The organism is Roseinatronobacter bogoriensis DSM 18756 (assembly GCF_004366635.1).
Taxonomy (GTDB): Bacteria; Pseudomonadota; Alphaproteobacteria; order Rhodobacterales; family Rhodobacteraceae; genus Roseinatronobacter; species Roseinatronobacter bogoriensis.
Genome location: NZ_SORN01000002.1, coordinates 533,419 through 557,196 on the forward strand (window position 1 = coordinate 533,419; position 23,778 = coordinate 557,196).

Sequence of the window (23,778 nt, forward strand, 5' to 3'; positions counted from 1 at the left end):
CTGGGCGCGATTTTTTTTCTGCACGCGCCCATTGGTTATCGTTCGCGTACGCCAGAATATGCGCACGCGTTCCGATAATACCGCGTTTGCAGATTCCTGACCACGAGAATCTTTCATCATCATGGGCTTGTTGCAACCTTGCATCAAAACAGGCCATGCTTGGCATTTTAGTCATGGTAATCATCCATTTCAGGCTCGCATCCGTCCATTGTCACAGCGAACCATTCAAACAACTGGATCGTTTCGGCATCGCGTTCGCCGAACTCAATCGGTCTATCCATCAGGGTGACCACAACAACGTCCCAGCCTTCATCCTGCACCGCCACCCAGCTATCGAACAGGTTGCTCATCTGGGTTTCGCATAGCCATTGCATGTCGTCAAAAACACGCAACGCATCAGCCTGATAAACGCTTTCCGGCTCTGACAATTGCGGCACAACATATCGCAGGCGGACGGCGGACAGGTCCTCGTCCCAGATCGTGTCATGAAACCGCGCCTCTATGCCCGATGGCAGAACCAGTGGCGCGCCTTGCGCCGCCCCCAGCCCTGACCAGCAGACACATGCTATCGGTATTGCCGCGCGTTTCAGCACCTTCATGACACAATCAGCCCCCTGCACATTCCAATCACAGCGGGATGTTATCGTGTTTTTTCCACGGAATCTCGATCTTCTTCTTGCGCAATGCCGCGAAAGCGCGCGCGACGCGCTTGCGCGTCGATTGCGGCATGATCACCTCGTCAATAAACCCTTTTTCGGCAGCAACGAAGGGGTTTGCAAAGCGTTCTTCATATTCGTTGATGCGCGCGGCGGTCTTTTCCGCATCGCCCAATTCGGAACGATATAGAATCTCTACAGCACCCTTGGACCCCATCACTGCAATCTCGGCAGTGGGCCAGGCATAGTTGAAATCTGCCCCCATATGCTTGGATGCCATGACCACATAAGCGCCGCCATAGGCTTTGCGCGTAATAACGGTCACTTTGGGAACCGTCGCTTCACCATAGGCATAAAGCAGCTTTGCCCCATGCTTGATAACACCCGCATATTCCTGCCCGGTCCCCGGCAGGAAGCCCGGCACGTCCACCAGCGTCAGAATGGGAATTTCGAACGCATCGCAAAAGCGCACGAATCTGGCGGCCTTGCGCGACGAATCGATATCCAGACACCCCGCCAAAACCATCGGCTGGTTTGCCACCACGCCAACGGTCTGCCCCTCAAGCCGGATAAAGCCGGTGATGATGTTTTTCGCAAACTCTGCCTGTATCTCGTAGAAATCCCCTTCATCTGCAACCTTCAGGATCAATTCCTTCATGTCGTAGGGGCTGTTGGGGTTATCGGGGATCAGGCTGTCGAGGCTTGGCTCAACGCGCGCGGGGTCATCGAAGAAGGGTCGCACGGGTGGCTTTTCGCGGTTGTTGAGCGGCAAGAAGTCGATCAGACGGCGCACTTCGATCAGCGCTTCGACATCATTTTCAAAAGCGGCATCTGCAACCGAGGACTTGCGCGTATGGGTAACCGCACCGCCCAATTCTTCGGCGGTGACAACCTCATTGGTCACGGTCTTGACCACATCGGGGCCAGTGACAAACATGTAACTAGAATCCTTCACCATGAAGATGAAGTCGGTCATGGCAGGGCTATAGACCGCACCACCCGCACATGGCCCCATAATGACGCTGATCTGTGGAATCACGCCCGATGCCTTGATATTGCGGTCGAACACATCGCCATAAGCGGCAAGGCTGGCTACTCCTTCCTGGATCCGCGCGCCGCCTGAGTCGTTCAGACCGATCACCGGCGCCCCGTTCTGGATGGCCATATCCATGATCTTGCAAATCTTCTTGCCATGCGTTTCTGAAACAGAGCCGCCCATGACTGTGAAATCCTGCGCGAAGACATAGACCATCCGGCCGTTTACAGTCCCCCAGCCGGTCACCACACCATCGCCCGCCGGACGCTCGGCCTGCATTCCAAAATCAGTGCAGCGATGCGCCACGAACATGTCGAATTCTTCGAAGCTGTCCTCATCCAGCAACAACTCGATCCGCTCGCGCGCCGTCAACTTGCCTTTTGCGTGCTGCGCGTCGATGCGGCGCTGTCCGCCCCCCAGCCGCGCCGTTGCGCGCTGCGCTTCGAGTTGTTGCAAAATGTCCTTCATACGCTCCCCCATGGTCACAAGACGCAAGTCCTGAATGCATTGTTAGGGATACTACCGTTGGGCGCGGCAACAAGAAAGTGAAATTCGGAAAATTTGCAAATATCAATGCGAGGTGCACCGCTAATTTGCAAAGCCTATGCCGCCTTGACTTTTGGCCACTTTGCTCTTCTGTTCACATGTGTAATATACACTTTCAAAATGTCGAAAGCACGCCTTTATGCTGCACGCCTCCCCTGCTGTGAAAGTCAGGTTTCTGGACAGCCAGACACCACCGCATGTCGCAACGCTCGTCGCACAGGCGTCAATCGCGGCGCTAGCGATGAACGTGTTTTTGCCGTCCCTGCCCTCGATGGCCGCATATTTCGAGACCGATTACGCCGTGATGCAGCTTTCGGTGTCGCTTTACCTGCTGGTCAATGCAGTGCTGCAAGTTTTCATTGGTGCAATATCGGATCGCTTTGGGCGCAGGCCGGTGATGCTGGCTGCGCTGATTGGCTTCATTTTGGCAACAATTGGAACCCTACTTGCCACCTCAGCGACCGTTTTCTTGGTATTTCGTATGCTGCAAGCCGTAGTCGTGTCGGCAATTGTTTTATCACGGGCATCAATCCGCGATGTGATGGATGAAGCACAGGCCGCGTCGCGGATCGGCTATGTCACGATGGGCATGGCGATTGTGCCGATGATTGCCCCCGCAATCGGCGGCATTCTTGACGAGGTGTTCGGCTGGCGGGGCAGCTTCGGGCTGATGCTGCTGGCCGGGATTGGCGTTCTGGCGCTGAGTTGGCGCGACATGGGCGAAACAAAACAGAATCTTGGTGGCCCCATAAAAGGGTTATTTGACGGCGTGCCCGAACTTATGCGTGCAAGGCGGTTCTGGGGGTATTGCATGACAGCCACGCTCGCATCGGGGGCATTCTTTGCCTATCTCGGCGGCGTGCCCTTTGTCGGCTCTCAGGTGTTTGGGTTGTCGCCTGCGACGCTTGGTCTGTATTTCGGCGCCCCTGCACTTGGCTATGCTGCGGGCAATTTTTTGGCTGGGCGCTATGCCGCGCGGGTCGGGATAAACCGCATGATCCTTATGGGATGCCTTGTCGGCTTTGGCGGGATGGCACTTTTATTGTTGCTTTATCTTGCTGGGTTCCTGTCAGCACCTGTGTTCTTTGGCTGTTTCATTTTCACTGGGCTTGGAAATGGGATGCTACTGCCATCGGCCACATCCGGCATGATGTCGGTGCGCCCACATCTTGCTGGCACCGCCAGCGGTATTGGCGGTGCGATCATGATCGGTGGGGGCGCAGGCCTGTCGGCTTTGGCGGGTGCGCTTCTTACAGCGGAAAGTGGCGCCTCGCCCCTGATATGGTTGATGGTCATCACAACGGGGCTGGCAATCCTGCCGCTTTTCTATGTGCTGCATCGGGAAAACCAGATTTCAGCTTGACCAGAGGGAAGCAGTTTGCAAACCCTGATGCAGAGTTAGCAAAGCCAGCCGGGGTCAGATGCCACCACAAAAACTCTATGCCGGGGCAAAGCTGCGCGAGACGCGCAACCAGCTTGGGCTGACGCAAAAGGACTTTGCAGCGAAACTGGGTGTCTCGCTGCCCTACCTGAACCAGATGGAAAACAACAACCGCCCGCTGTCCACGGCGGTTGTTCTGGCGCTGGCGCGCGAATTCGGAATGGATGTTACCGAATTATCCACAGGCGATAGCGAACGCGTTGTTTCCGACCTGCGCGAAGCGCTGGCGGACCCACTTTTTGCCAAGACCAACCCTGCCCTGCCGGATTTGCGTCTGGTCGGCGCCAACGCACCGGGATTCGCGCGTGCTTTTCTGGACCTTCACCGCGCCTACAGGCAGGGACAGGAACAACTGGCCTCGCTGGACGAAGCACTTGGGCGCGAAGATTCGACCCTGCGCCTGTCGCCATGGGAAGAGGTGCGCGATTTCTTCCATTATTGCGACAATTACATCGACCCGGTAGATCGCGCGGCAGAGCATTTCGCCGCTCAGGGGCGCGATGCCATGTCATTGGCGACAGAAGCGCTGGCAAAGCGCAAGATCACCCTGCGCTACAGTTCTGGCCGGAAGTTGCGCCATCTCGACCTTGAGAGCAACACATTGGAGCTTTCGTCCAAGGCGACCCGCGCCACGCAAGCCTTTCAGATCCTGCACCAACTGGCCTTGCTGACCCAGAACGATCTGCTGGAAGCAACGCTGGATCTGGCGCGCTTTCAGTCAGACGAGGCGCGCGCGATTGCCAAGATCGGGCTTGCCAATTACTTCGCCGGCGCTGCCCTGATGCCCTATCGACGTTTTCAGGAAGCGGCAAGCGCCACCCGCCATGATCTGGAGGCGCTGGCCGACCAGTTCGGCGCCTCGATCGAGCAAGTGGCGCATCGGCTTTCGACATTGCAACGCCCCGGATTGAAAGGGGTGCCATTCTTCTTTGTGCGCGTTGATCAGGCGGGCACCATCACCAAGCGCCATTCGGCGACCCGCCTGCAATTTGCGCGGTTCGGTGGGTCTTGTCCTTTATGGAACGTGCATCGTGCCTTCGAGACGCCGGGGCGGTTTTTACGTCAATTGGCCGAAACGCCTGATGGAATGCGCTATTTCTGCCTTGCGCTGGCCGTCACCAAGGGCGGTGGCGCATTCCACGCCCCGGTCCGGCGCTACGCGATCGGGCTGGGCTGCGAGATCGACCATGCAGGTGCGCTGGTTTATGCGGATGGGATGGATCTTGGGCGCGAGGCAAGTTTCGAACCCATCGGAATTTCATGCCGGATATGCGAACGCGACGCATGCCACCAACGCTCTGTGCCGCCGTTGGAACGCCGCTTGAAAGTGGATCATGATTACCGCGATTTGCTGCCCTACCGGATAGAATAGCGCTGACGTCAATCGTTAATCAAAAACGTCCTCGGGATCGACCCCCCAAAGGTGGCGCTTCTCGACCCAGCCGCGCGCGCTATCGACCTCCAGCCTGCACCAGTCAGGCTCACAGGCGCGAATGCGGGCGATCACCCCGCGCTCCAGCAGGGCTGTGGCCGGACTGGCGTCATCGGGGCGCTGGCGAAGCTGTGCCATATCGGTTTGCACCAGCGCGGTACGCAGCCCCGAAAGCAGCGCATAATGCATCCACCCGCCCATGCCATCGGCGTCTTCCACGCGCCGCCAATGCTCGTATTCTGCAGTCACCCGCAGGGGGAGGTCGCGGCGCTGATAGACCCAATCGATACGGTGAGACTGGTCCGGTCCGCGTCTTGCATTGCCTTCATTGGCCTTTAGCGACACAAAGCGCGGCAAAGGCAGGTTTGTCACGGGGCCGCGTTCGCTGGCCTGAGACATGGCTGGTGCGCAGGCCAGCATGGCAACAAGTGCCAAACTCCAGAAAGTCTGTTTTTTCATGTGCCCGTTTGCCCGGTTGGTCCGGGTTCCATATGTGATCTGCTGCTCTTTGTCTGCCTTGTGGCCCGTTTGCGGCATTTGACCGCTTGTAGAACGGGGCAAGTGCTGGCACTTTGCCAGAAACACCGTCAGATGCAAAGAGGTGAGACGCGCATATGCCCAATCAACGCCTGAGTGTTGTCGTAACGCGACGCCTGCCCGATGTCGTGGAAACACGGTTGAAAGAATTGTTCGATGTAGAGTTGCGCGACGACGATACGCCCATGCGCCGCGAAGAGATTGCCGAAGCGATGCGGCGGGCTGATGTGCTGGTCCCGACCCTGACAGATGAAATTGATGCCACTCTGCTGGCACAGGCCGGTAGCCAACTGAAACTGATCGCCAATTATGGCGCGGGCGTTGACCACATAGATGTGCATTCTGCCCGCCAGCGCGGCATTCTGGTGGCGAATACACCAGGCGTGGTGACCGATGACACTGCTGATATGGCGATGGCGCTGATGCTGGCCGTCACCCGACAGATTCCCCAAGGGTTGGCTGCAATGCAGTCCGACACATGGCGTGGATGGTCGCCGCTTGCCTATCTTGGCACGCGAATTGGCGGCAAGCGGCTTGGTATTCTGGGTATGGGGCGTATCGGGCAGGCTGTAGCCCGGCGCGCGCGGGCCTTCGGGATGCAGGTGCATTACCATAACCGGCGCCGTTTGCGCCCCGAGGTGGAAGATGCGTTGGAGGCAACATGGTGGGAAAGCCTTGATCAGATGGTCGCGCGGATGGATGTGATTTCCATCAACTGCCCGCACACGCCCTCGACCTTTCACCTGATGAATGCGCGGCGTCTGAAACTGCTCAAGCCCAGCGCGGTGATCATCAACACCTCTCGCGGTGAGGTGATTGACGAAAACGCCCTGACACGCGGGTTGCGCGCAGGTGAAATTGCAGGTGCAGGGCTGGATGTGTTCGAACGCGGCCATGACATTAACCCGCGCTTGCGCGAATTGCCTAATGTTGTGCTGTTACCGCATATGGGCTCTGCCACGCTCGAAGGTCGGATCGAGATGGGCGAGAAAGTGATCCTGAACATCAAGACCTTTGCAGATGGCCACCGCCCCCCCGATCAGGTGTTGCCGGGAATGCTCTGACGCGCACATCTTCGGACAGGCACATGTGAATGCTGCTCCCGTGGCGGCCGCAAAACCAGATGTCATGATTTCTGCATCAGATGATCCAATTCGGAATAGTCTGGCAGGCAACGGTCAATCGCACGCCCGGCGCGCAACACAATCCGGTCAGATTGCGGCCTCGACAGCGCTTCTGTCCAGTCGCGTGCGCGCAAAATGATCAAGTCAGCGGGCGCACCGAACGCAAGACTGGGCAAGGAGAAGCCACAGGCGCGCGCGGGGTTGGCAAGAAAGGCCTCGATCCAGCCGGGATCGGCATGATCCAGATGCGCGATCCGTGTCGTTTCGCGCAAAACCTCTAACATATCCAGATCGCCATAGGCATAGAACGGGTCACGCGTATTATCCGAGGCGAAACTGACATTGATCCCGCGCGCCCTCATTTCATGAACCAGCGTGATCCCGCGCCAGCGCGGTGTACGGGCAGCGCTGCGGTCTTGCAGATACATGTTGCACATTGGCAGGGACACGATGTTCAAGCCCGCCTTTGCCACCAGATCAAGTGTTTCAAGGGCATCGCGCTCTGACTGGGTGGCAAGGGAACAGCAATGTCCGACCGTAACAGGCTTGTCAAAGCCCATATCAAGCACAGTCTGCGCGATCATGTTCAGGGTCGTGGCATTCGGGTCGCCACTTTCATCCGCGTGAAAATCCACTTCAAGTCCGCGCTCAATTGCCAGCCGGAAAAAGCCGCGCAACTGGTCACGCAGGTCTGGCACAGGATAGGTGACCAACCCCAGAATACCATCATGCTCGGCAACTATATCAGCGGTGCGCGCATACTCGCCCGACATATCGGCCCGGTCAACGCCAGTAAGCGAGGCGCCCTGCAACTCTATGCGGCCGGCCCATTCTGCGCGCAGCTGCGCAAATACAGGCCAGGAAATCGTATCTTGCGGGGCAATGCTGTCGATATGTGTACGGATGGCGCGTGTTCCATGCGCATAGGCGCAGCGCAGGGCGAAATCCATGCGCGTGCGCACATCTTCGGCCGACCACCAGGCCTGACGGTCAGCACCCACGGTATGCAGCGCCCCCTCAAAGCTACCGTCCGGGTTGGGGCTTCGCGGGAAGATGTGCCCCTTGTCCAGATGCGTGTGCGTATCAATGAAACACGGCAGCACCAGTGCGCCACCCATATCGATTTGTGGCCCGTCGATGCGGTCAGACAACCGGCCCTCGTCAATACTCAGCGCATGAGCGACCAACCCGCCGGACTGCCCCAGCAAGCAGGCTGGAACAGTTACATTCTCCAGGCGGAACGGCCCGGAGGCAGGAAGTGTCCGAAAATCACTCATGTGTCTCGCTTCACACTGGTTATTTGCAACTTGGCCTGACATCAGAGCCGCGAAAATTGCGTATATGTTGTCAAGGCAAAGACAAGGGGCGGCCGTGACCGCCCCCCTTGGGGCCTGCTAACTGATTACAAGGTGGCGTTTATTGCCCCACCATCCAGCAGGATATTCTGACCAACAATGAAACCTGCATGGGTCGAACACAGAAACGCACAGGCCGCCCCGAATTCAGCAGCGGTGCCGTAACGCCCCGCCGGAATGGTCGCCGCGCGCTTGGCGCGAGCTTCGTCCATGGTGATACCTTCAGCCTTGGATACACCCCCATCCAGTGCTGTGGCGCGATCTGTGTCATGAATGCCCGGCAAAAGGTTGTTGATGATAACGCCCTTGCCCGCGACCTGACGCGATGTGCCTGCGACATAGCCCGTCAGACCGGCCCGCGCGGAATTGGACAGGCCCAGCACGGCCAGCGGCGCCTTGACAGATTGTGAAGTGATATTGACCACCCTGCCCCAGCCCCTCTCCATCATTCCGGGCACAAGTGCCTTGATCAGGGCAATAGGTGTCAGCATATTGGCATCCAGCGCCTTGATGAAATCTTCGCGCTCCCAATCACACCACATTCCCGGCGGGGGGCCACCTGCATTATTCACCAGGATATCGACAGCGCCTGCGACCTTCAGAACTTTCGCGCGCCCTTCCTCAGTGGTGATATCAGCCACAACGGTCACCACCTCTACCCCATGCGCGGCCCGGATTGCAGCGGCGGCCTCTTCCAGCGCTTCGCTTCCGCGCGCATTCATCACCAGATGAACCCCTTCAGCCGCCAAAGCCTCGGCGCAGCCGCGCCCCAAACCCTTGGAGGACGCACAAACCAGCGCCCGTTTTCCAGCGATACCCATATCCATAGTCGGTCCCTCCACATTTCATCATGCGCAGACCTAGCATTGTCACACCTGTGCGGCCAGATATCGTTTGCGACAATCCAATGTCGCAAAATGACATTTTTTTGCCGGTGGGGGTAACAATCCATGACAAAAGCGTGTTAGCTAAGGTGATCAACGTCATAAACTGTCCCACAATCTGATGAGGAGGGGTCATGTATCGGAAAATCGTTTTTCCGGTCGATCTGACGCATATCGACCAGCTTGCACGTGCCTTGCAGACCGCCATTGACCTGGCCCTGCATTACAAGGCGGAAATCTGCTTTCTCGGTGTGACCGGCACAGCCCCGAGCGCGATCGCACGCACGCCTCATGACTATGAAAACAAGCTTGCAGCCTTCGCGTCCGAGCAGGGGCTTGCGCACGGACTGACCACCAGCTTCAAAGCCTGTCTCAGCCATGATCCGACCATCGACACGGACAAGACTTTGCTTGCCGCGATCGAGGAATTGGGCGGCGATCTGGTCGTGATGCAAACGCATGCGCCACAAGCGCTTGACTATGTCTGGGCAGGGCATGGCGACACGATAGCGGCCCGTTCGCAGGCGTCTGTTTTTCTGGTGCGCTGACACTGCGATGGTTATGGCCTTGCAAAAAACGCCGCACATCAGCGGCCACACAAATAAACAAAAGGGAACATAAATATGGCGAACCTTGAAGATGACGCCAATCAAGAGGCAGCAGAAGAAGCGCTGCCAGAACCCGAGGGGGCGTCCGAAATCATCGAAACAGATTATGAAATCGGACAGGACAATATAACACCAAAAATCGGCCCCTTCGGGCTGGATATTCACAACCCGGTTTTCGCGATTTCCGGCATTGTGGTGATCGCCTTCGTCATCATCACACTGGCTTTTCAGGACACGGTTGGCCCGGCGCTTGGCGCATTGCGTGCCTATCTGACATCCAGCTTTGACTGGTTCTTTCTGATGGCGGGCAATATCTTTGTGATTGTCTGCCTTGGCATTCTGATCTCTCCGTTGGGCAAGGTACGGATCGGCGGCGCGGATGCGACACCCGATTATGGCTATCTTGGCTGGTTTGCGATGCTCTTTGCCGCAGGTATGGGCATTGGCCTGATGTTCTTCGGGGTGCTGGAGCCCGCGTATTACTTTGCCACACCCTGGGGCGATCAGCCCCTGATGCGCGATATCGGGATTGTCGATGGCGCTTTGGTTGACCCCGCAGCAGTCGAGGCCGCGCGCCTGACAGCCATGGCCGCCACGATCTACCACTGGGGGCTGCACCCTTGGGCGATCTATGCTGTTGTGGCACTTTCGCTGGCGTTATTTGCCTATAACAAGGGTCTGCCGCTGACGGTTCGTTCGATTTTCTATCCGATCTTCGGGGAACGCATCTGGGGCTGGCCGGGGCATATCATCGATATTCTGGCCGTGTTCGCAACCCTGTTCGGGCTTGCGACCTCGCTTGGGTTCGGGGCGCAGCAGGCGGCAGCCGGGATTGGCTATGTCTTCGGCATTGAGGGGATCAATGACACTGTCACATTCGCAGTCATCTTGATCGCGGGCATTACCGGCCTTGCGCTGATTTCGGTGTTGCGCGGTCTGGATGGTGGCGTGAAGCGGCTGTCGGAACTGAACATGATCCTGGCAATCATCCTGCTTTCTTTCGTAATCCTTGTCGGGCCGACAATGCTTCTGGTAACGCAGTTCTTTGGGAATATCGGGGCCTATTTCACTGAAATCCTTGCCCTGTCCAACCCCGTGGGGCGCGACGATGACGGCTATCGTCAGGGCTGGACAGCCTTCTACTGGGCGTGGTGGATCAGCTGGTCACCTTTCGTGGGCATGTTCATTGCCCGCGTCAGCCGGGGCCGGACAGTACGCGAGTTCATCACCTGCGTGCTTTTGATCCCGACCTTTGTATCGGCCATCTGGATGACAGCCTTTGGCGGCACCGCAATCGACCAGATGATCAATCAGGTCACAGAAAGCGCTGTGTTCGGTTTTGTCATCGACGCCTATGTACCAGAACTTTCGCTCTTCGGGATGCTGTCCGAATTGCCTTTGGCTGCCATCACATCGGTCGTCGGTATCGTGCTGGTGATCGTGTTCTTCGTGACCTCATCGGATTCCGGCTCGCTGGTCATTGATACGATCACCGCTGGCGGCAAGATCAACGCACCTGTCAGCCAGCGTGTATTCTGGGTGATCTTCGAGGGGCTGGTCGCGGCAACACTTCTGCTTGGTGGCGGGCTGGTCGCGCTTCAGGCGGCCTCTGTCTCGACCGGGTTGCCCTTTGCGATCGTTCTGCTTTTCGCCTGCTATGCCCTGATCAAGGGGCTTATGGACGAGCCGCGCTAGACACCCCACGAGGGCAAACAAAAGGGTAAAGGGCGCCGAAATCGGCGCCCTTTGTCTTGCAGTCAGCAACACAGCAGAACAATTGACGATTTGAAACTGTTTCAGCCTGCTGTAGGGCATGAGGACAGGCCAAGATCGGAAAGGTATTCGTTTGGTATATCATTATGAATGTGAAGTGTTCGAAGCGGCGGCATTGCACGTCACTTGGGGCATTAACGAGGGTGATATTCTCAGCAGCCCTGCTACTGCCTGTCTTGGCGATATTTACACCCTGTCTCGTGACACAGCGCCGATACATTTGCGCCTGAAGATCGACGGTGCAACGCGTATCGCGCCAGATGATGGTGCCAATCATACCGGACTACCGGCTGGAAGCACGGTCAGGACATGCGGTGAAATGCGGCTGATGTCTTCGGATGGCGAACTTGTAACCGCACTTTTGCTAGATTGCTGTGATAGGCTATTTCTCCTTCCGCTGACCCCCATGCGCGCCGCAACAGGCTATGCCCTTATCGCATTGGATCAGACAGAGTCAGCGCTGCGCATGTCTGAACTGGTGCAGGGCTGTTTCGGCGCTGGCGCGCGGGTGACAATGGGCGATGGCAGTCTTTGCCCGGTCGAGACGCTGGAAGCAGGCATGGAGGTCCGCACGCGCGATCACGGGGCACAAGCCTTGCGCTGGATCGGGCAGGTGACGCTGCGCGCCCATGGCCCTTTTGCGCCCGTGACCTTTACCCCCGGCACGTTGGGCAACCTTGGCGCTTTGACCCTTGGGCCGCTGCAACGCATCTTTCTATATCAACGGGGCCAAGATCGGCTTGGCAGCCGCGCCGAGGTGCTGATTCAGGCGCAATCTCTCGTCGATGGACGCAAGGTCTTGCAGCGCGAAGGCGGCTTTGTGACCTATTATCATCTGGTATTCGACGACCACCAGATACTCTATGTCGAAGGGATACCGGTCGAAAGCATGCTTGTCTCGCGTGCCACAGTGGCCCGCCTGCCGGAAATGCTGGCACAAGACCTGTCGGAACGGTTTCCGCATCTGAATCAGCACGCCCATTTTGCACAGGACCTGCCGACCGAACAGGTGACACCTGATATTCGCGACACGCTGCTGCGTCAGAAAGAAAAGTGACGCGGCATGAACTATCTGCTAATCGTAATGGTTCGTTATGACATATCTGGCATAGGTTGACTGTGTTTCGCCTCAAAACAATCGTTGCTGCAACAGACTTTACCCCGCGCTCTGCTGCCGTGACAGGGCGCGCGGCGCAACTGGCATGTGCACATGGCGCGCGGCTGGTGCTGGTCCATGTGATCGAAGCGCGCGCACCCAGAGTGCAACGACTGCGGCTGCGCAAACAAGTTGCCCCTGTCGAACAAGCCGATGCTGTCGTCAGAAAACTGCGAGACGCCTGCCCGGGACTGGATTTGGAATGCCAGGTCGTGAAGGGTAAACCCGGCCAGATTGTGCCGAAACTGGCGCGTGATATCGGCGCGGACCTTATTGTGCTTGGGCTGCATGTTGTGCGCAGGGTGCTTGAAACAGTGCGCCTGACCAACTTGGAACGGATCACACAGCACGCCCCCTGCCCCATCCTCATTGCGCAGGACAAGTCCTTGCACCCCTATGGCAAGGTTCTGGGCGCGATCACGTTTGCCCCCGCATCCGCCAACGCCTTGCAGATTGCCGCAACAATCGCACCAGAGGCAGAGTTTCACGCCATTCACGCATTGCAGCTTCCACTGAGTGCCAAGCTGCCATCAGCGGATGTGATGAAAAGCGCTGAAATGACCGAAGCCGATTTGTTGCGCCAGACTTTCATGACGTTCAACGGGCTGCCCAAGACACTGACCATGCCCGAAATCGTCCCCGGTGGCGTGCATGAAGTCCTCCAATTTCGTATCGACGAATTGAAGCCCGATCTGGTTGTGATCGGCAGCCACTCAGGCCGGGACCCCAACACCCTTGGAAATTATGCGCGCGACCTGATGCGCGCACCGCCCACAGATATGCTGGTCGCAAAGCCGGATTAACAGGGTTCCAGCAGCCTTGTGCCCCCTGCATGGCTGACATGCGCAAAAACTCTCGCAACTATGCATCTTTTGCGCTAAGAAATGGTTTAACATTGAACTATTGCTTCACGGGAGGAGGCGCCGCATATGGCCACACGAAAACCCACTGCGAAATCAAATGTTTCTGCTGAGGAATTGCAATCTTATTATCGCGACATGCTGCTGATCCGCCGATTCGAGGAAAAGGCCGGTCAACTTTACGGAATGGGGCTGATTGGCGGCTTTTGTCACCTTTACATCGGTCAGGAAGCTGTCGTCGTTGGTTTGGAAGCGACTGCGAAAGAGGGTGACAAGCGCATCACATCCTACCGCGACCACGGCCATATGCTGGCCTGCGGCATGGACCCGAAGGGCGTGATGGCCGAATTGACGGGACGCGAGGGCGGCTATTCCAAAGGCAAGGGCGGCTCGATGCATATGTTCTCGAAAGAGAAGCATTTCTACGGCGGTCACGGCATTGTCGGGGCGCAGGTTCCACTGGGCGCGGGGCTGGCCTTCAGCGACAAATACAAAGGCAATGACAACGTTACCTTCACCTATTTCGGTGATGGCGCGGCCAATCAGGGCCAAGTTTATGAAACCTATAACATGGCCATGTTGTGGGATCTGCCCGTGATCTTTGTGATTGAAAACAACAAATACGCCATGGGCACATCTGTTCAGCGCGCGACCAAATCGCCTTCGCTTTGGGAACGCGGCGCGGCTTACGGCATCAAGGGCGAAGAAGTGGACGGCATGGATGTGCTGGCCGTCAAGGCCGCTGGCGAAAAGGCTGTGGCGCATTGCCGTGCTGGCAAGGGGCCGTATATTCTTGAGGTGATGACCTACCGTTATCGCGGCCACTCCATGTCCGACCCGGCCAAATACCGCACTCGCGATGAAGTGCAGAAAATGCGCACTGAACGCGACGCAATCGAACATGTGCGCGAATTGCTGCTGCAAGGCAAGCACGCGACCGAGGACGACCTCAAGGCCATCGACAAAGAGATCAAGGCCATCGTGAACGAGGCAGCCGAATTCTCGAAAGAGAGCCCGGAGCCCGCGCTTGATGAACTCTGGACAGATATCTACGCTTAAAGCGCCGGGAGGATTGAACCAATGGCAACCGAAATACTCATGCCGGCACTCTCTCCGACCATGGAGGAAGGCACATTGGCCAAATGGCTGGTGAAAGAGGGCGACACTGTAAATTCCGGCGATATTATTGCCGAGATCGAGACGGACAAGGCCACGATGGAATTCGAGGCCGTCGATGAAGGCGTCGTGGGCAAGATCCTGATCGAGGCTGGCACAGACGGCGTCAAGGTCAACACACCGATTGCCGTATTGGTGGCCGAGGGCGAAGACGTCCCCAGTGACAGTGCAAAAGCGGCATCAGCCCCCGCTCCTGCGGCGCTGAAGGGGGAAGAGGGCAAGACCGCTGCACCTGCGAGTGCGGCCCCGGCCCCTGCTGCCCCCAAGGCCGACACAACGCCAGACTGGCCCGAAGGCACGACCATGAAAACGCAGACCGTACGCGAAGCCCTGCGCGACGCGATGGCCGAAGAAATGCGCAATGCTGACGAAGTGTTCGTCATGGGCGAAGAGGTGGCCGAGTATCAGGGCGCCTACAAGATTACCCAAGGCTTGCTGGACGAGTTCGGTGCGCGCCGCGTCATCGACACGCCCATTACCGAGCATGGCTTTGCAGGTATCGGTGTTGGTGCCGCCTTTGGAGGCTTGCGCCCGATTGTCGAATTCATGACCTTCAATTTCGCCATGCAGGCGATTGACCAGATCCTCAACTCTGCCGCGAAAACGCTTTATATGTCAGGCGGGCAGATGGGATGCCCCATTGTGTTCCGTGGGCCCAATGGTGCCGCCGCGCGTGTGGGCGCACAGCATAGCCAGTGTTATGCGGCGTGGTACGCGCAGATTCCGGGTCTGAAAGTGGTCATGCCCTATTCTGCGGCGGATGCGAAAGGCTTGTTGAAAACCGCAATCCGCGACCCCAACCCAGTCATTTTCCTTGAGAATGAAATCCTTTACGGACGCAGCTTCGAGGTGCCGGATCTTGACGATTTCACCGTGCCTTTCGGCAAGGCGAAAACCTGGCGCGAGGGAACGGATGTCACCATCGTCAGTTTCGGCATTGGCATGACCTATGCGCTCGAAGCGGCGGAGCGGCTGGCCAAGGATGGCATCAGCGTCGAGGTGATCGACCTGCGCACGATCCGGCCGATGGATACCGACGCGATTCTGGCGTCGGTCATGAAAACCAACAGGCTTGTCACCGTTGAGGAAGGGTTCCCGCAAGGGTCGGTCGGTAATTACATCACCTCTGTGGTGATGGAACATGCATTCGACTATCTGGATGCGCCAGTCATTAACCTGACCGGCAAGGACGTGCCCATGCCCTATGCGGCAAATCTGGAAAAGCTTGCACTGGTAACGACGGATGAAGTGGTCGAAGCCGTGCGCAAGGTCACATATCGCTAACAGGGAGGGACCAAGATGCCTACAGAAATCCTGATGCCCGCGCTCTCTCCCACAATGGAAGAAGGCACGCTGGCAAAATGGCTGGTCAAGGAAGGCGACAGCGTTGCCTCTGGCGACATCATTGCCGAAATTGAAACTGACAAGGCCACGATGGAATTCGAGGCCGTGGAGGAAGGTGTCATCGGCAAGATCCTCATTGAGGCTGGCACCGACGCGGTCAAGGTTAACACGCCGATTGCGGTAATGCTGGGTGAGGGCGAAAGCGCAAGCGACATCGGTGCTCCGTCGAAAGCAGCACCGCAGGCGACCCAGGAAGCCGCCGCCGCCCCGACAAAGGCACCGTCAGAAAGCAGCACCAAAACCTCGGCGCCGCCTGCCCCAAAAGCCGATGGTCAGCGCGTCTTTGCCTCGCCACTCGCACGGCGCATTGCAGCAGAGAAAGGCATTGATCTGACGCAGATCAGTGGGTCTGGCCCGCATGGGCGGATCGTCAAGGCCGATCTGGCAGATGCCAAGCCCGCACAGGCCAGCGCGGCCCCAGCCGATAGCGCGGCCAAACCCGCCGCTGGCGCTGCCATGCCCGCTGGGCCAACAGCGGATCAGGTCGCCAAGATGTATGACGGGCGCGATTATGAAGAAGTCAAACTTGATGGTATGCGCAAGACTGTCGCGGCCCGTTTGACCGAAGCCAAGCAGACGATCCCACATTTCTATCTGCGCCGCGAGGTGCAGCTTGACGCGCTGATGAAGTTCCGTGGTGATCTGAACAAGCAGCTTGAAGCGCGTGGCGTCAAACTGTCGGTTAATGACTTCATCATCAAGGCCTGCGCCATGGCGTTGCAAGCGGTGCCAGATTGTAATGCAGTCTGGGCCGGTGACCGGATGCTGCGCCTGAAACCGTCGGATGTGGCTGTCGCGGTCGCAGTCGAAGGCGGGCTGTTCACGCCGGTATTGAAGGACGCGCATCTCAAGTCACTTTCTGCCCTGTCGGCAGAAATGAAAGACCTCGCTGGCCGTGCGCGCAACAAGAAGCTTGCGCCGCACGAATATATCGGCGGCGCGATGGCGATTTCCAATCTGGGGATGTTCGGGATCGAGAATTTCGATGCGGTGATCAACCCGCCGCATGGCTCTATCCTCGCTGTCGGCGCAGGGTTGAAGAAGCCTGTCGTTGGCAGCGATGGCGAGTTGAAGGTGGCAACCGTCATGTCTATGACGCTGTCCGTCGACCACCGTGTGATTGATGGGGCGCTGGGGGCTGAATTCCTGAAAGAGGTTGTCGCCTATCTGGAAAATCCGGTCACAATGCTGGCTTGAAAAGCAAAAGGGGGCGATTGCGCCCCCTTTTTACGTCATACCCTGAGTATAGAGCACGGCCTTGCTCAGATTTCGCCCTTGAACAACTGATCCATTGTCAGTGAGGGTTGCGCACAGCCTGCCTCGCCCACGATCCGCGCAGGAATCCCTGCTACGGTCTTGCGCGCAGGCACATCTTCCAGCACCACGGACCCTGCCGCCACGCGTGCACAATCGCCCACATGAATATTGCCCAGAACCTTGGCCCCTGCCCCGATCAATACGCCATTGCCGATTTTGGGGTGGCGGTCGCCATCTGATTTGCCTGTGCCCCCCAAAGTTACTGAATGCAGCATCGAGACATTGTCTCCCACCACCGCCGTTTCGCCAATCACGATGGAATGGGCATGGTCGATCATGATTCCCTTGCCGATCTGCGCGCCGGGGTGGATATCGACACCGAAACACTCGGACACCCGCATCTGGAACAAGCTTGCGAAATCCGCACGCCCCTGTTTGCACAGCCAATGCGAGATACGATAGGCTTGGACAGCCTGAAAGCCCTTGAAATACAAAAGCGGTTTCATGAACCGGTTGCAGGCCGGATCGCGCTCAAATGTCGCCACAATATCGGCGCGCGCTGCCTCGCCCAAGCTGGCGTCATCGGCATGCGCCTCATCCATGATCTCGCGTAGGATCTGCTCAGACATTTCCGCCGAGGCCAGTTTTTGCGACAGGCGAAACGCCAGCGCCTGTTCCAATGTGCGGTGGTGAAGAATAGAGGAATGAAACATCCCTCCCAGCAACGGTTCGCGTTCGACCCCTTGCTGCGCTTCCTCGCGGATGCGCGCCCAGACCGGGTCCAGACGGGAAATATTGGGCTTGTGCTGCTGTTCAGTCTTGCTTTGCGGTGACATTTTATTTCCCTGTGGTTGCTGCAAGCTGGCTGTTGGCCCGTAGCGGAGGATATAAGTTTCGCGCGACAAAAAAACAACGTCGGCCACTCAAGATTTCAGCGCACATCGTCGCGCGCCAGTGCTTTTAATGCACGCATGCGTGCGCGCGGTATGGATGCCACCTCAACCGCAGTAAAAACATGCACAGTATCAAGATCATGATCACAAATCGCGTGATCAGAAACCCATCCCCCCAGTCCAAGATAAAGCCGCAACAGTGCCGGGACCTCGCGCAAATCGGTCGCTTGGGGGGTATGATCACCATCTGTGAGAACGTGGTTCAGCCCTGCGCGGCGTCCTGGTTTGACATTCGCGGGACCAGGATGGCGGTCAAAAAGATAGTTCAGCGCATTTCGGTGACGTGCGGGCTCTGCCCCCGGAAAAGACGCACAGCCGATGAGCATATCCGCCGAATAATCCGACGTTATGCGGGCAAGGGACGCAAGCAGAACGCGCGCAACATCCACATCCTGCGCGTGGTTTTCATCAATACAGATACGCCCAACTTCCACCAGACGGCGGCCACTTCTCGCAAGCTCTGCCAGATCATAGAACTGACCCGAATAGCAGGAGAGAATATCTTCGGGCGTTGTCAGGATACGCAAACGCGCAACGCCGATTGCAGCCCGATCCGGCGGCACTGTGATCATCAGATGCTCGGATAATGCATCAAAGCGATCCAGATCCCCCGAGGCAGCGTGTGCGCGAAACCGCATCGCGCGCAGGCGCTGCACAGCTTCCATCTGATCTGTACCGGATGCGAAATCTGCCGCGAAAACACCCAGCTGAAGGCTGAATTTCGGTGTATTGGACTGGCCGCGCTCTGCGTTTGTCACAGTATCAATCCGAGTTGTGGTGCCGCCAGCCAAGATGTTGCGGCAAGCAACGCGCGACGTGCCAATGCCACCCGCGCGCGCAATATCTAGCGACTGAGCATTTGCGCCGGATTGAACTGGCCAATATTGCCCAGCAACTGGCGCAACAATGTCATACCTGTAGGCCCGGTAGACGTGACCCGGCGCGACAGTGCAACCACTTCGCCCTGTTCCTGACCGAAGCGCTCAACGTTGGAAACCCGCCCCGCCTCATCAAAGGAAATCGCGACGACTTCGCGTCGCACCTCGACCGGGGGACGCCAGCCTTCATTTACCCAATCGCTCTGGACATAATACCAGGCAGACCCTTCCATCACCCCGGTCATGCCTGGCCTGCCAATTTTCTCGGCCACAGTCTCGCGCGTGTCGCGGGCGACTTCAATCTCTGCAAGTTGCATATCATCCGGCGCATAACCGTGAAAGCGCTGTATCGGGCTGCAACTCGCCAAGGCCAGAAACAGCGCTGGAAGGACAAGCCGCATCGCAAGTGTTTTCATCAACTTATTGCTTCCTCACTCTACACGCTTGCATTCGTATCATCGGAATACCTGCGCGTCATTCGGTTTGACAGCCCACGCTGCGCGCTTACTTCAGGATCAGGGATATACAAGGACGCCGCGCACTTCAAGAAAGGAACGAAAGCGCTTATATGGAAGCGAGAACGCGCCGGAAACAAGGATGGCCCAAATTGTCCCAGACACCTGAACCCATAACGTCAATTTCGTTGCACCCGCCTTTTCGGGTAAGCCAGCTTGGCGGGCGCAAACGGCACGATGTTGATATACAGCCAGATGCAGCGTTGCGCCAGCAGATCGCCGAAATGCTGGGCCTTGAGGGGGTAAAGAAATTTCGCTTCAAGGCAGAACTACGCCCACTCAACAAATCAGATTGGGAATTGGTGGGCACGTTAGGTGCCACGATTGTTCAGGCCTGCGCCATCACACTTGCCCCGGTCACCAGCCGAATCGACGAACGCGTCACGCGCCGCTTCCTTGCCGACATGCCAGAGCCGCAGGCCCAAGAGATCGAAATGCCGGAGGATGACAGCGTCGAGGCACTTGGTGCAATGATTGATGCCAGCGCCATAGCCATTGAGGCTTTGACCCTGGCCATCCGTCCATTCCCCAGAGCAGAAGACGCAAAACTGTCAGATCAGGGCTATCTGGAACAATCCCCGCCCGATTCAGCCCCCCTTCCCGAGACAACGCACAGACCCTTCGCAGGACTGGCCGATTTAAAGGCAAAACTGGCGCAAACCGACAACGACAGCGCTAAGTCAGATAAATAACACTTGCAGCGTCATAAATGATCACTATTTTGCGCTGCTCGTGCTTTGGGGGCTTGGAAGCAACGCGCAATCCGTGTATGCCGCGCCAAATCGCAACTTTCGCTTTCGCATCGGAACTCGTCCAGACAGGGCAAACGGTTCGGATGCCCTGATACAGAGGTCTGATATGGCTGTTCAACAGAACCGCGTTACCCGTTCCCGTCGCAACATGCGCCGCGCGCATGATGCCCTAGTGGCGGCAAACCCAAACGAATGCACCAATTGCGGCGAATTGAAGCGCCCGCACCACGTGTGCCCGTCATGCGGCCACTACAATGACCGCGAGATTGTCGCTCAGACAGGTGATGTCGACCTGGAAGACGACGCAGCGTAAGTCTGCGTATCCCGGTTCGGGGTGACACATGACAAGCACGCCGAATGGCATGACGCAGACTGAAAGCAACAAGGTCACGATTTCCGTGGACGCAATGGGGGGCGACCAAGGCCCCTCTGCTGTTGTAGAAGGTTGCGCACTGTCGGCTGCGAAGAATGATGAAATCGCCTTCATCCTCCACGGGGATGAAGCTGTACTGCGTGCGCAAGTTGCACGCTTTCCAGTGCTTGCGGGTATTGTCGATATCCATCATAGCCCCGATGTTGTGCAGATGGATGATAAGCCATCGCAGGTCATGCGGCGCGGTCGGGAAACTTCAATGTGGTCTGCACTGACCGCGCTGCGCGAGAATCACGCGCAGGCGGCGGTTTCCTGTGGCAATACCGGCGCATTGATGGCCGTCTCCATGCTTCGGTTGCGCAAGCTCGATGGCGTACATCGCCCCGCAATCGCCTGCCTATGGCCCTCTCGTGGCAAGACCGGTTTCAACACCATGCTCGACGTCGGCGCGGATGTGCGCGCAGACGAAGAATCGCTATTGCAATACGCGCTCATGGGCGCAGCCTACTATCGAAACGCGTTTGATGCGCCGCGCCCGCGCGTGGGCCTGTTGAATGTCGGCACCGAAGAGCATAAGGGCCGCGCGGAAATCAAGGAAGCTGCCCGCCTGATTGCAGATGCCGCAGAAATTGGACGGTATGATTTTGTAGGCTTCGTCGAAGGTAATGACCTGCCGTCTGACCATGTCGATGTCATTGTAACGGACGGGTTTACCGGCAATGTCGCCCTGAAGACAGCCGAAGGCACCGCGCGTCTTATTGGCGACACGCTGCGAGATGAGTTGACAGTCAATCTCCCCTCGAAACTCGCAGCACTTTTTGCAAGCGCGCCTCTTGGACGCTTACGCAAACGGATGGACCCGCGGCGGATGAATGGCGGGGTGTTTTTGGGCCTGAACGGTACTGTCGTGAAATCGCACGGCTCTGCCGATGCGACGGGGGTTTCGGCCGCGATCAAGCTGGCTTTTACGCTTGCGCGCTCTGGCTTTCAGGACCGGATGGCAGAACGCCTTGCATCGGCCGCCGATGCGCAACAAGAAAATGTGCTGAACAAGAAAGACCGCAACGCCCATGATGGCGAGGCAGATGACGACAAACAGATAGGGCAATCATGACCGTGATAAGACCTGTGATTCGGGGAACTGGCCACTATCTGCCCGCGCGCGTGGTCCCCAACTCGGAATTTGCCAAGACGCTGGACACAAGCGACGAATGGATCGTGTCGCGCTCAGGGATAGAGCGGCGCCATTTCGCGGCAGAGGGTGAGTTTACATCTGATCTTGCGATCCACGCCGCGCGGGCTGCTTTGGCGGATGCTGGTCTCGATGCGAATGACATGGATGCGATTATCGTCGCAACCTCAACGCCGGATTACACCTTTCCTGCTGTGGCAACACAGGTCCAGGCCGGTCTGGGCATGACCCGAGGATTTGCTTTCGACATTCAGGCTGTCTGCGCGGGGTTTGTATTTGCACTGGCAAATGCCAGCGGGCTGATTGCTGCGGGACAGGCGCAGCGCGTGCTTGTCATCGGTGCCGAAACCTTCTCGCGCATCATGGATTGGAGCGATCGTGGCAGCTGCGTGCTGTTCGGAGATGGGGCTGGCGCGCTGGTCCTTGAAGGGCAGGACAGCGCTGGCACAAACGCCGACCGGGGTGTGCTGGCCTGTGATCTGAATTCGGACGGGCGTTACCGCGACTTGTTATATGTAGATGGCGGTGTGTCGCGTACAGGTGCCGCAGGGGTACTGCGCATGCAAGGGCGTGAGGTCTTCCGCCATGCTGTTGAAAAGCTGGCAAGCACGGCGACAGATGCGCTTGCGAAAGCTGGGCTGACTGCGGCAGATGTCGATTGGGTCGTGCCCCATCAAGCCAATCTGCGCATCATCAAAGGAACCGCTCAGAAACTGGGCGTGTCGATGGATAATGTCGTGGTCACCGTGCAGGATCATGGCAATACATCGGCTGCCTCTATCCCGCTGGCCTTGTCAGTCGCAAATGCAGAGGGGCGGTTCAAGCAGGGCGATCTGATTCTGACCGAGGCGATCGGTGGCGGGTTGAGTTGGGGCGCGGTTGCATTGCGTTGGTAAGGGGCAGCTAAGCAGTTTAACGCCATGCAGCAAGCCCCTGATATTGACTCGAAAATCACTTTCCCCCATGCTATCGCAAATCGTCGGGGGATAAGATGTCAAGCAAAACACTGACGCGGATGGATTTGACCGAAGCGGTTTTCAGAGAGGTGGGCCTGTCGCGCAATGATTCCTCTGCGCTGGTCGATGCGGTATTGCAACACGTGTCGGATGCGCTGGCAAAAGGCGAACAGGTCAAGATTTCATCTTTCGGAACCTTTTCGGTACGTGACAAGAATGCGCGCGTGGGCCGAAATCCGAAAACTGGCGAAGAGGTTCCTATTTCTTCGCGTCGCGTACTAACTTTCCGTCCGTCGCATCTGATGAAAGAGCGTGTGGCCGAGGGCAATCGAAGACAGGAATAACCATGCGAAAGGCACCGGACGCGTTTCGCACAATCAGCGAAGCGTCGGATGCATTGCAGACCCCGGCGCATGTCTTGCGTTTTTGGGAAAGCAAATTCCCACAGATCAAACCTGTAAAACGCGCGGGTGGTCGCAGGTATTACCGACCTGCCGATATATCCTTGCTTTCAGGCATAAAGACGCTGCTACATGATCAGGGGATGACAATTCGCGGGGTTCAGAAACTTCTTGTCGAAAAGGGCGCACGTCATGTTGCCGGGCTGGCCGTCGCGCCTGCATCGACCGAGGATATTCTGGACATTCAAAACGAAGCTGTCACACAACAGCCCGATCAGCACACGGATTGGGATCAATCTGGCCTAAGCAAGGACACACCGCCACAGCCCGAAGCTGTGGAACCGGAAGAGGCTGAGGTTCCAGCGGCTGGCGCGGAACCTGACGAAGCGGAGAAACCTGACCATGTGTCGGCTGAGGCTGAGGCTGAGGCTGAGGCTGAGGCTGAGGCTGAGGCTGAGGCTGAGGCTGAGGCTGAGGCTGAGGCTGAGGCTGAGGCTGAGGCTGAGGCTGAGG

General features: G+C 57.6%; 24 protein-coding genes. 16 read left to right on the forward strand and 8 right to left on the reverse strand.

Features of this window, described 5'->3' with window-relative positions; translation table 11 throughout:
- Positions 1-167: 167 nt before the first annotated feature.
- Together EV660_RS07350 and EV660_RS07355 are read right to left on the reverse strand one after the other, a co-directional pair.
- On the reverse strand, positions 168-599 hold the full coding sequence (locus EV660_RS07350) for a DUF6497 family protein (RefSeq protein WP_071481043.1): 432 nt from the start codon (positions 597-599) through the stop codon (positions 168-170).
- A gap of 28 nt (positions 600-627) precedes the next feature.
- Complete coding sequence (locus EV660_RS07355) at positions 628-2,160, reverse strand: acyl-CoA carboxylase subunit beta (protein ID WP_071481044.1); 1,533 nt, start codon at positions 2,158-2,160, stop codon at positions 628-630.
- A gap of 217 nt (positions 2,161-2,377) precedes the next feature.
- Here EV660_RS07355 and EV660_RS07360 point away from each other — a divergent pair, with 217 nt between their 5' ends.
- Both EV660_RS07360 and EV660_RS07365 read left to right on the forward strand, forming a co-directional pair.
- Complete coding sequence (locus EV660_RS07360) at positions 2,378-3,601, forward strand: multidrug effflux MFS transporter (protein ID WP_071481045.1); 1,224 nt, start codon at positions 2,378-2,380, stop codon at positions 3,599-3,601.
- A gap of 58 nt (positions 3,602-3,659) precedes the next feature.
- On the forward strand, positions 3,660-5,051 hold the full coding sequence (locus EV660_RS07365) for a helix-turn-helix domain-containing protein (protein WP_071481046.1): 1,392 nt from the start codon (positions 3,660-3,662) through the stop codon (positions 5,049-5,051).
- A gap of 15 nt (positions 5,052-5,066) precedes the next feature.
- Here EV660_RS07365 and EV660_RS07370 read toward each other — a convergent pair whose 3' ends face one another.
- Positions 5,067-5,570: an SH3 domain-containing protein gene (locus tag EV660_RS07370; protein WP_375781712.1), complete on the reverse strand. Its 504-nt coding sequence runs from the start codon at positions 5,568-5,570 to the stop codon at positions 5,067-5,069.
- A 155-nt stretch (positions 5,571-5,725) separates the two neighbouring features.
- On the opposite strand from EV660_RS07370, the gene EV660_RS07375 reads away from it, so the two are divergent.
- Positions 5,726-6,712 carry a 2-hydroxyacid dehydrogenase gene (locus EV660_RS07375; protein ID WP_071481047.1) on the forward strand — a complete coding sequence of 329 codons (987 nt, stop codon included), beginning with the start codon at positions 5,726-5,728 and terminating at the stop codon, positions 6,710-6,712.
- Positions 6,713-6,774: 62 nt separating this feature from the next.
- Here the strand turns inward: EV660_RS07375 and EV660_RS07380 are convergent, their stop codons facing one another.
- Together EV660_RS07380 and EV660_RS07385 are read right to left on the reverse strand one after the other, a co-directional pair.
- Positions 6,775-8,049 (reverse strand): cytosine deaminase, encoded by a 1,275-nt coding sequence (locus EV660_RS07380; protein ID WP_071481048.1) that lies wholly within the window; start codon positions 8,047-8,049, stop codon positions 6,775-6,777.
- A gap of 125 nt (positions 8,050-8,174) precedes the next feature.
- Complete coding sequence (locus EV660_RS07385) at positions 8,175-8,954, reverse strand: SDR family oxidoreductase (RefSeq protein WP_071481049.1); 780 nt, start codon at positions 8,952-8,954, stop codon at positions 8,175-8,177.
- Positions 8,955-9,145: 191 nt separating this feature from the next.
- Here EV660_RS07385 and EV660_RS07390 point away from each other — a divergent pair, with 191 nt between their 5' ends.
- The 7 genes from EV660_RS07390 to EV660_RS07420 all read left to right on the forward strand — a co-directional run bounded on the left by EV660_RS07390 (position 9,146) and on the right by EV660_RS07420 (position 17,185).
- Positions 9,146-9,559, forward strand: a complete 414-nt coding sequence (locus tag EV660_RS07390) for a universal stress protein (protein WP_071481050.1) — start codon at positions 9,146-9,148, stop codon at positions 9,557-9,559.
- Positions 9,560-9,634: 75 nt separating this feature from the next.
- A complete protein-coding gene (locus EV660_RS07395; RefSeq protein WP_071481051.1) occupies positions 9,635-11,314 on the forward strand; it encodes a BCCT family transporter in 1,680 nt (559 codons plus the stop codon).
- A gap of 118 nt (positions 11,315-11,432) precedes the next feature.
- Positions 11,433-12,449, forward strand: coding sequence for a Hint domain-containing protein (locus EV660_RS07400; RefSeq protein WP_071481052.1), 1,017 nt, complete (start codon positions 11,433-11,435; stop codon positions 12,447-12,449).
- A gap of 62 nt (positions 12,450-12,511) precedes the next feature.
- Positions 12,512-13,351 carry a universal stress protein gene (locus tag EV660_RS07405; protein ID WP_071481053.1) on the forward strand — a complete coding sequence of 280 codons (840 nt, stop codon included), beginning with the start codon at positions 12,512-12,514 and terminating at the stop codon, positions 13,349-13,351.
- Positions 13,352-13,477: 126 nt separating this feature from the next.
- Entirely contained in the window at positions 13,478-14,467 is a 990-nt protein-coding gene (gene pdhA / locus EV660_RS07410) for a pyruvate dehydrogenase (acetyl-transferring) E1 component subunit alpha (RefSeq protein ID WP_071481054.1), read from the forward strand.
- A gap of 21 nt (positions 14,468-14,488) precedes the next feature.
- Positions 14,489-15,868: a pyruvate dehydrogenase complex E1 component subunit beta gene (locus tag EV660_RS07415; protein WP_071481055.1), complete on the forward strand. Its 1,380-nt coding sequence runs from the start codon at positions 14,489-14,491 to the stop codon at positions 15,866-15,868.
- A 15-nt stretch (positions 15,869-15,883) separates the two neighbouring features.
- Entirely contained in the window at positions 15,884-17,185 is a 1,302-nt protein-coding gene (locus EV660_RS07420) for a pyruvate dehydrogenase complex dihydrolipoamide acetyltransferase (protein ID WP_071481056.1), read from the forward strand.
- A gap of 65 nt (positions 17,186-17,250) precedes the next feature.
- Here the strand turns inward: EV660_RS07420 and cysE are convergent, their stop codons facing one another.
- The 3 genes from cysE to EV660_RS07435 all read right to left on the reverse strand — a co-directional run bounded on the left by cysE (position 17,251) and on the right by EV660_RS07435 (position 19,492).
- The gene (gene cysE, locus EV660_RS07425; RefSeq protein WP_071481057.1) at positions 17,251-18,081 is read right to left on the reverse strand and encodes a serine O-acetyltransferase; all 831 of its coding nucleotides are present in this window, start codon (positions 18,079-18,081) and stop codon (positions 17,251-17,253) included.
- Between the two features lie 95 nt (positions 18,082-18,176).
- Complete coding sequence (locus EV660_RS07430) at positions 18,177-18,956, reverse strand: GNAT family N-acetyltransferase (protein WP_134013885.1); 780 nt, start codon at positions 18,954-18,956, stop codon at positions 18,177-18,179.
- 86 nt (positions 18,957-19,042) lie between these two features.
- The gene (locus EV660_RS07435; RefSeq protein ID WP_232727281.1) at positions 19,043-19,492 is read right to left on the reverse strand and encodes an outer membrane protein assembly factor BamE; all 450 of its coding nucleotides are present in this window, start codon (positions 19,490-19,492) and stop codon (positions 19,043-19,045) included.
- Positions 19,493-19,683: 191 nt separating this feature from the next.
- Here EV660_RS07435 and EV660_RS07440 point away from each other — a divergent pair, with 191 nt between their 5' ends.
- The 6 genes from EV660_RS07440 to EV660_RS07465 form a co-directional block, all read left to right on the forward strand.
- Entirely contained in the window at positions 19,684-20,283 is a 600-nt protein-coding gene (locus EV660_RS07440; protein ID WP_232727282.1) for a YceD family protein, read from the forward strand.
- 166 nt (positions 20,284-20,449) lie between these two features.
- Positions 20,450-20,656 (forward strand): 50S ribosomal protein L32, encoded by a 207-nt coding sequence (rpmF, locus tag EV660_RS07445; protein WP_071481059.1) that lies wholly within the window; start codon positions 20,450-20,452, stop codon positions 20,654-20,656.
- Between the two features lie 28 nt (positions 20,657-20,684).
- A complete protein-coding gene (gene plsX, locus EV660_RS07450) occupies positions 20,685-21,830 on the forward strand; it encodes a phosphate acyltransferase PlsX (RefSeq protein ID WP_071481060.1) in 1,146 nt (381 codons plus the stop codon).
- Positions 21,827-22,804 carry a beta-ketoacyl-ACP synthase III gene (locus tag EV660_RS07455; RefSeq protein ID WP_071481061.1) on the forward strand — a complete coding sequence of 326 codons (978 nt, stop codon included), beginning with the start codon at positions 21,827-21,829 and terminating at the stop codon, positions 22,802-22,804. Before plsX ends, EV660_RS07455 begins: the two co-directional genes overlap by 4 nt.
- 95 nt (positions 22,805-22,899) lie before the next feature.
- Complete coding sequence (ihfA, locus tag EV660_RS07460; RefSeq protein ID WP_071481062.1) at positions 22,900-23,208, forward strand: integration host factor subunit alpha; 309 nt, start codon at positions 22,900-22,902, stop codon at positions 23,206-23,208.
- 2 nt (positions 23,209-23,210) lie between these two features.
- On the forward strand, positions 23,211-23,778 hold a 568-nt coding region (locus EV660_RS07465), incomplete at its 3' end, for a MerR family transcriptional regulator (protein ID WP_168800668.1).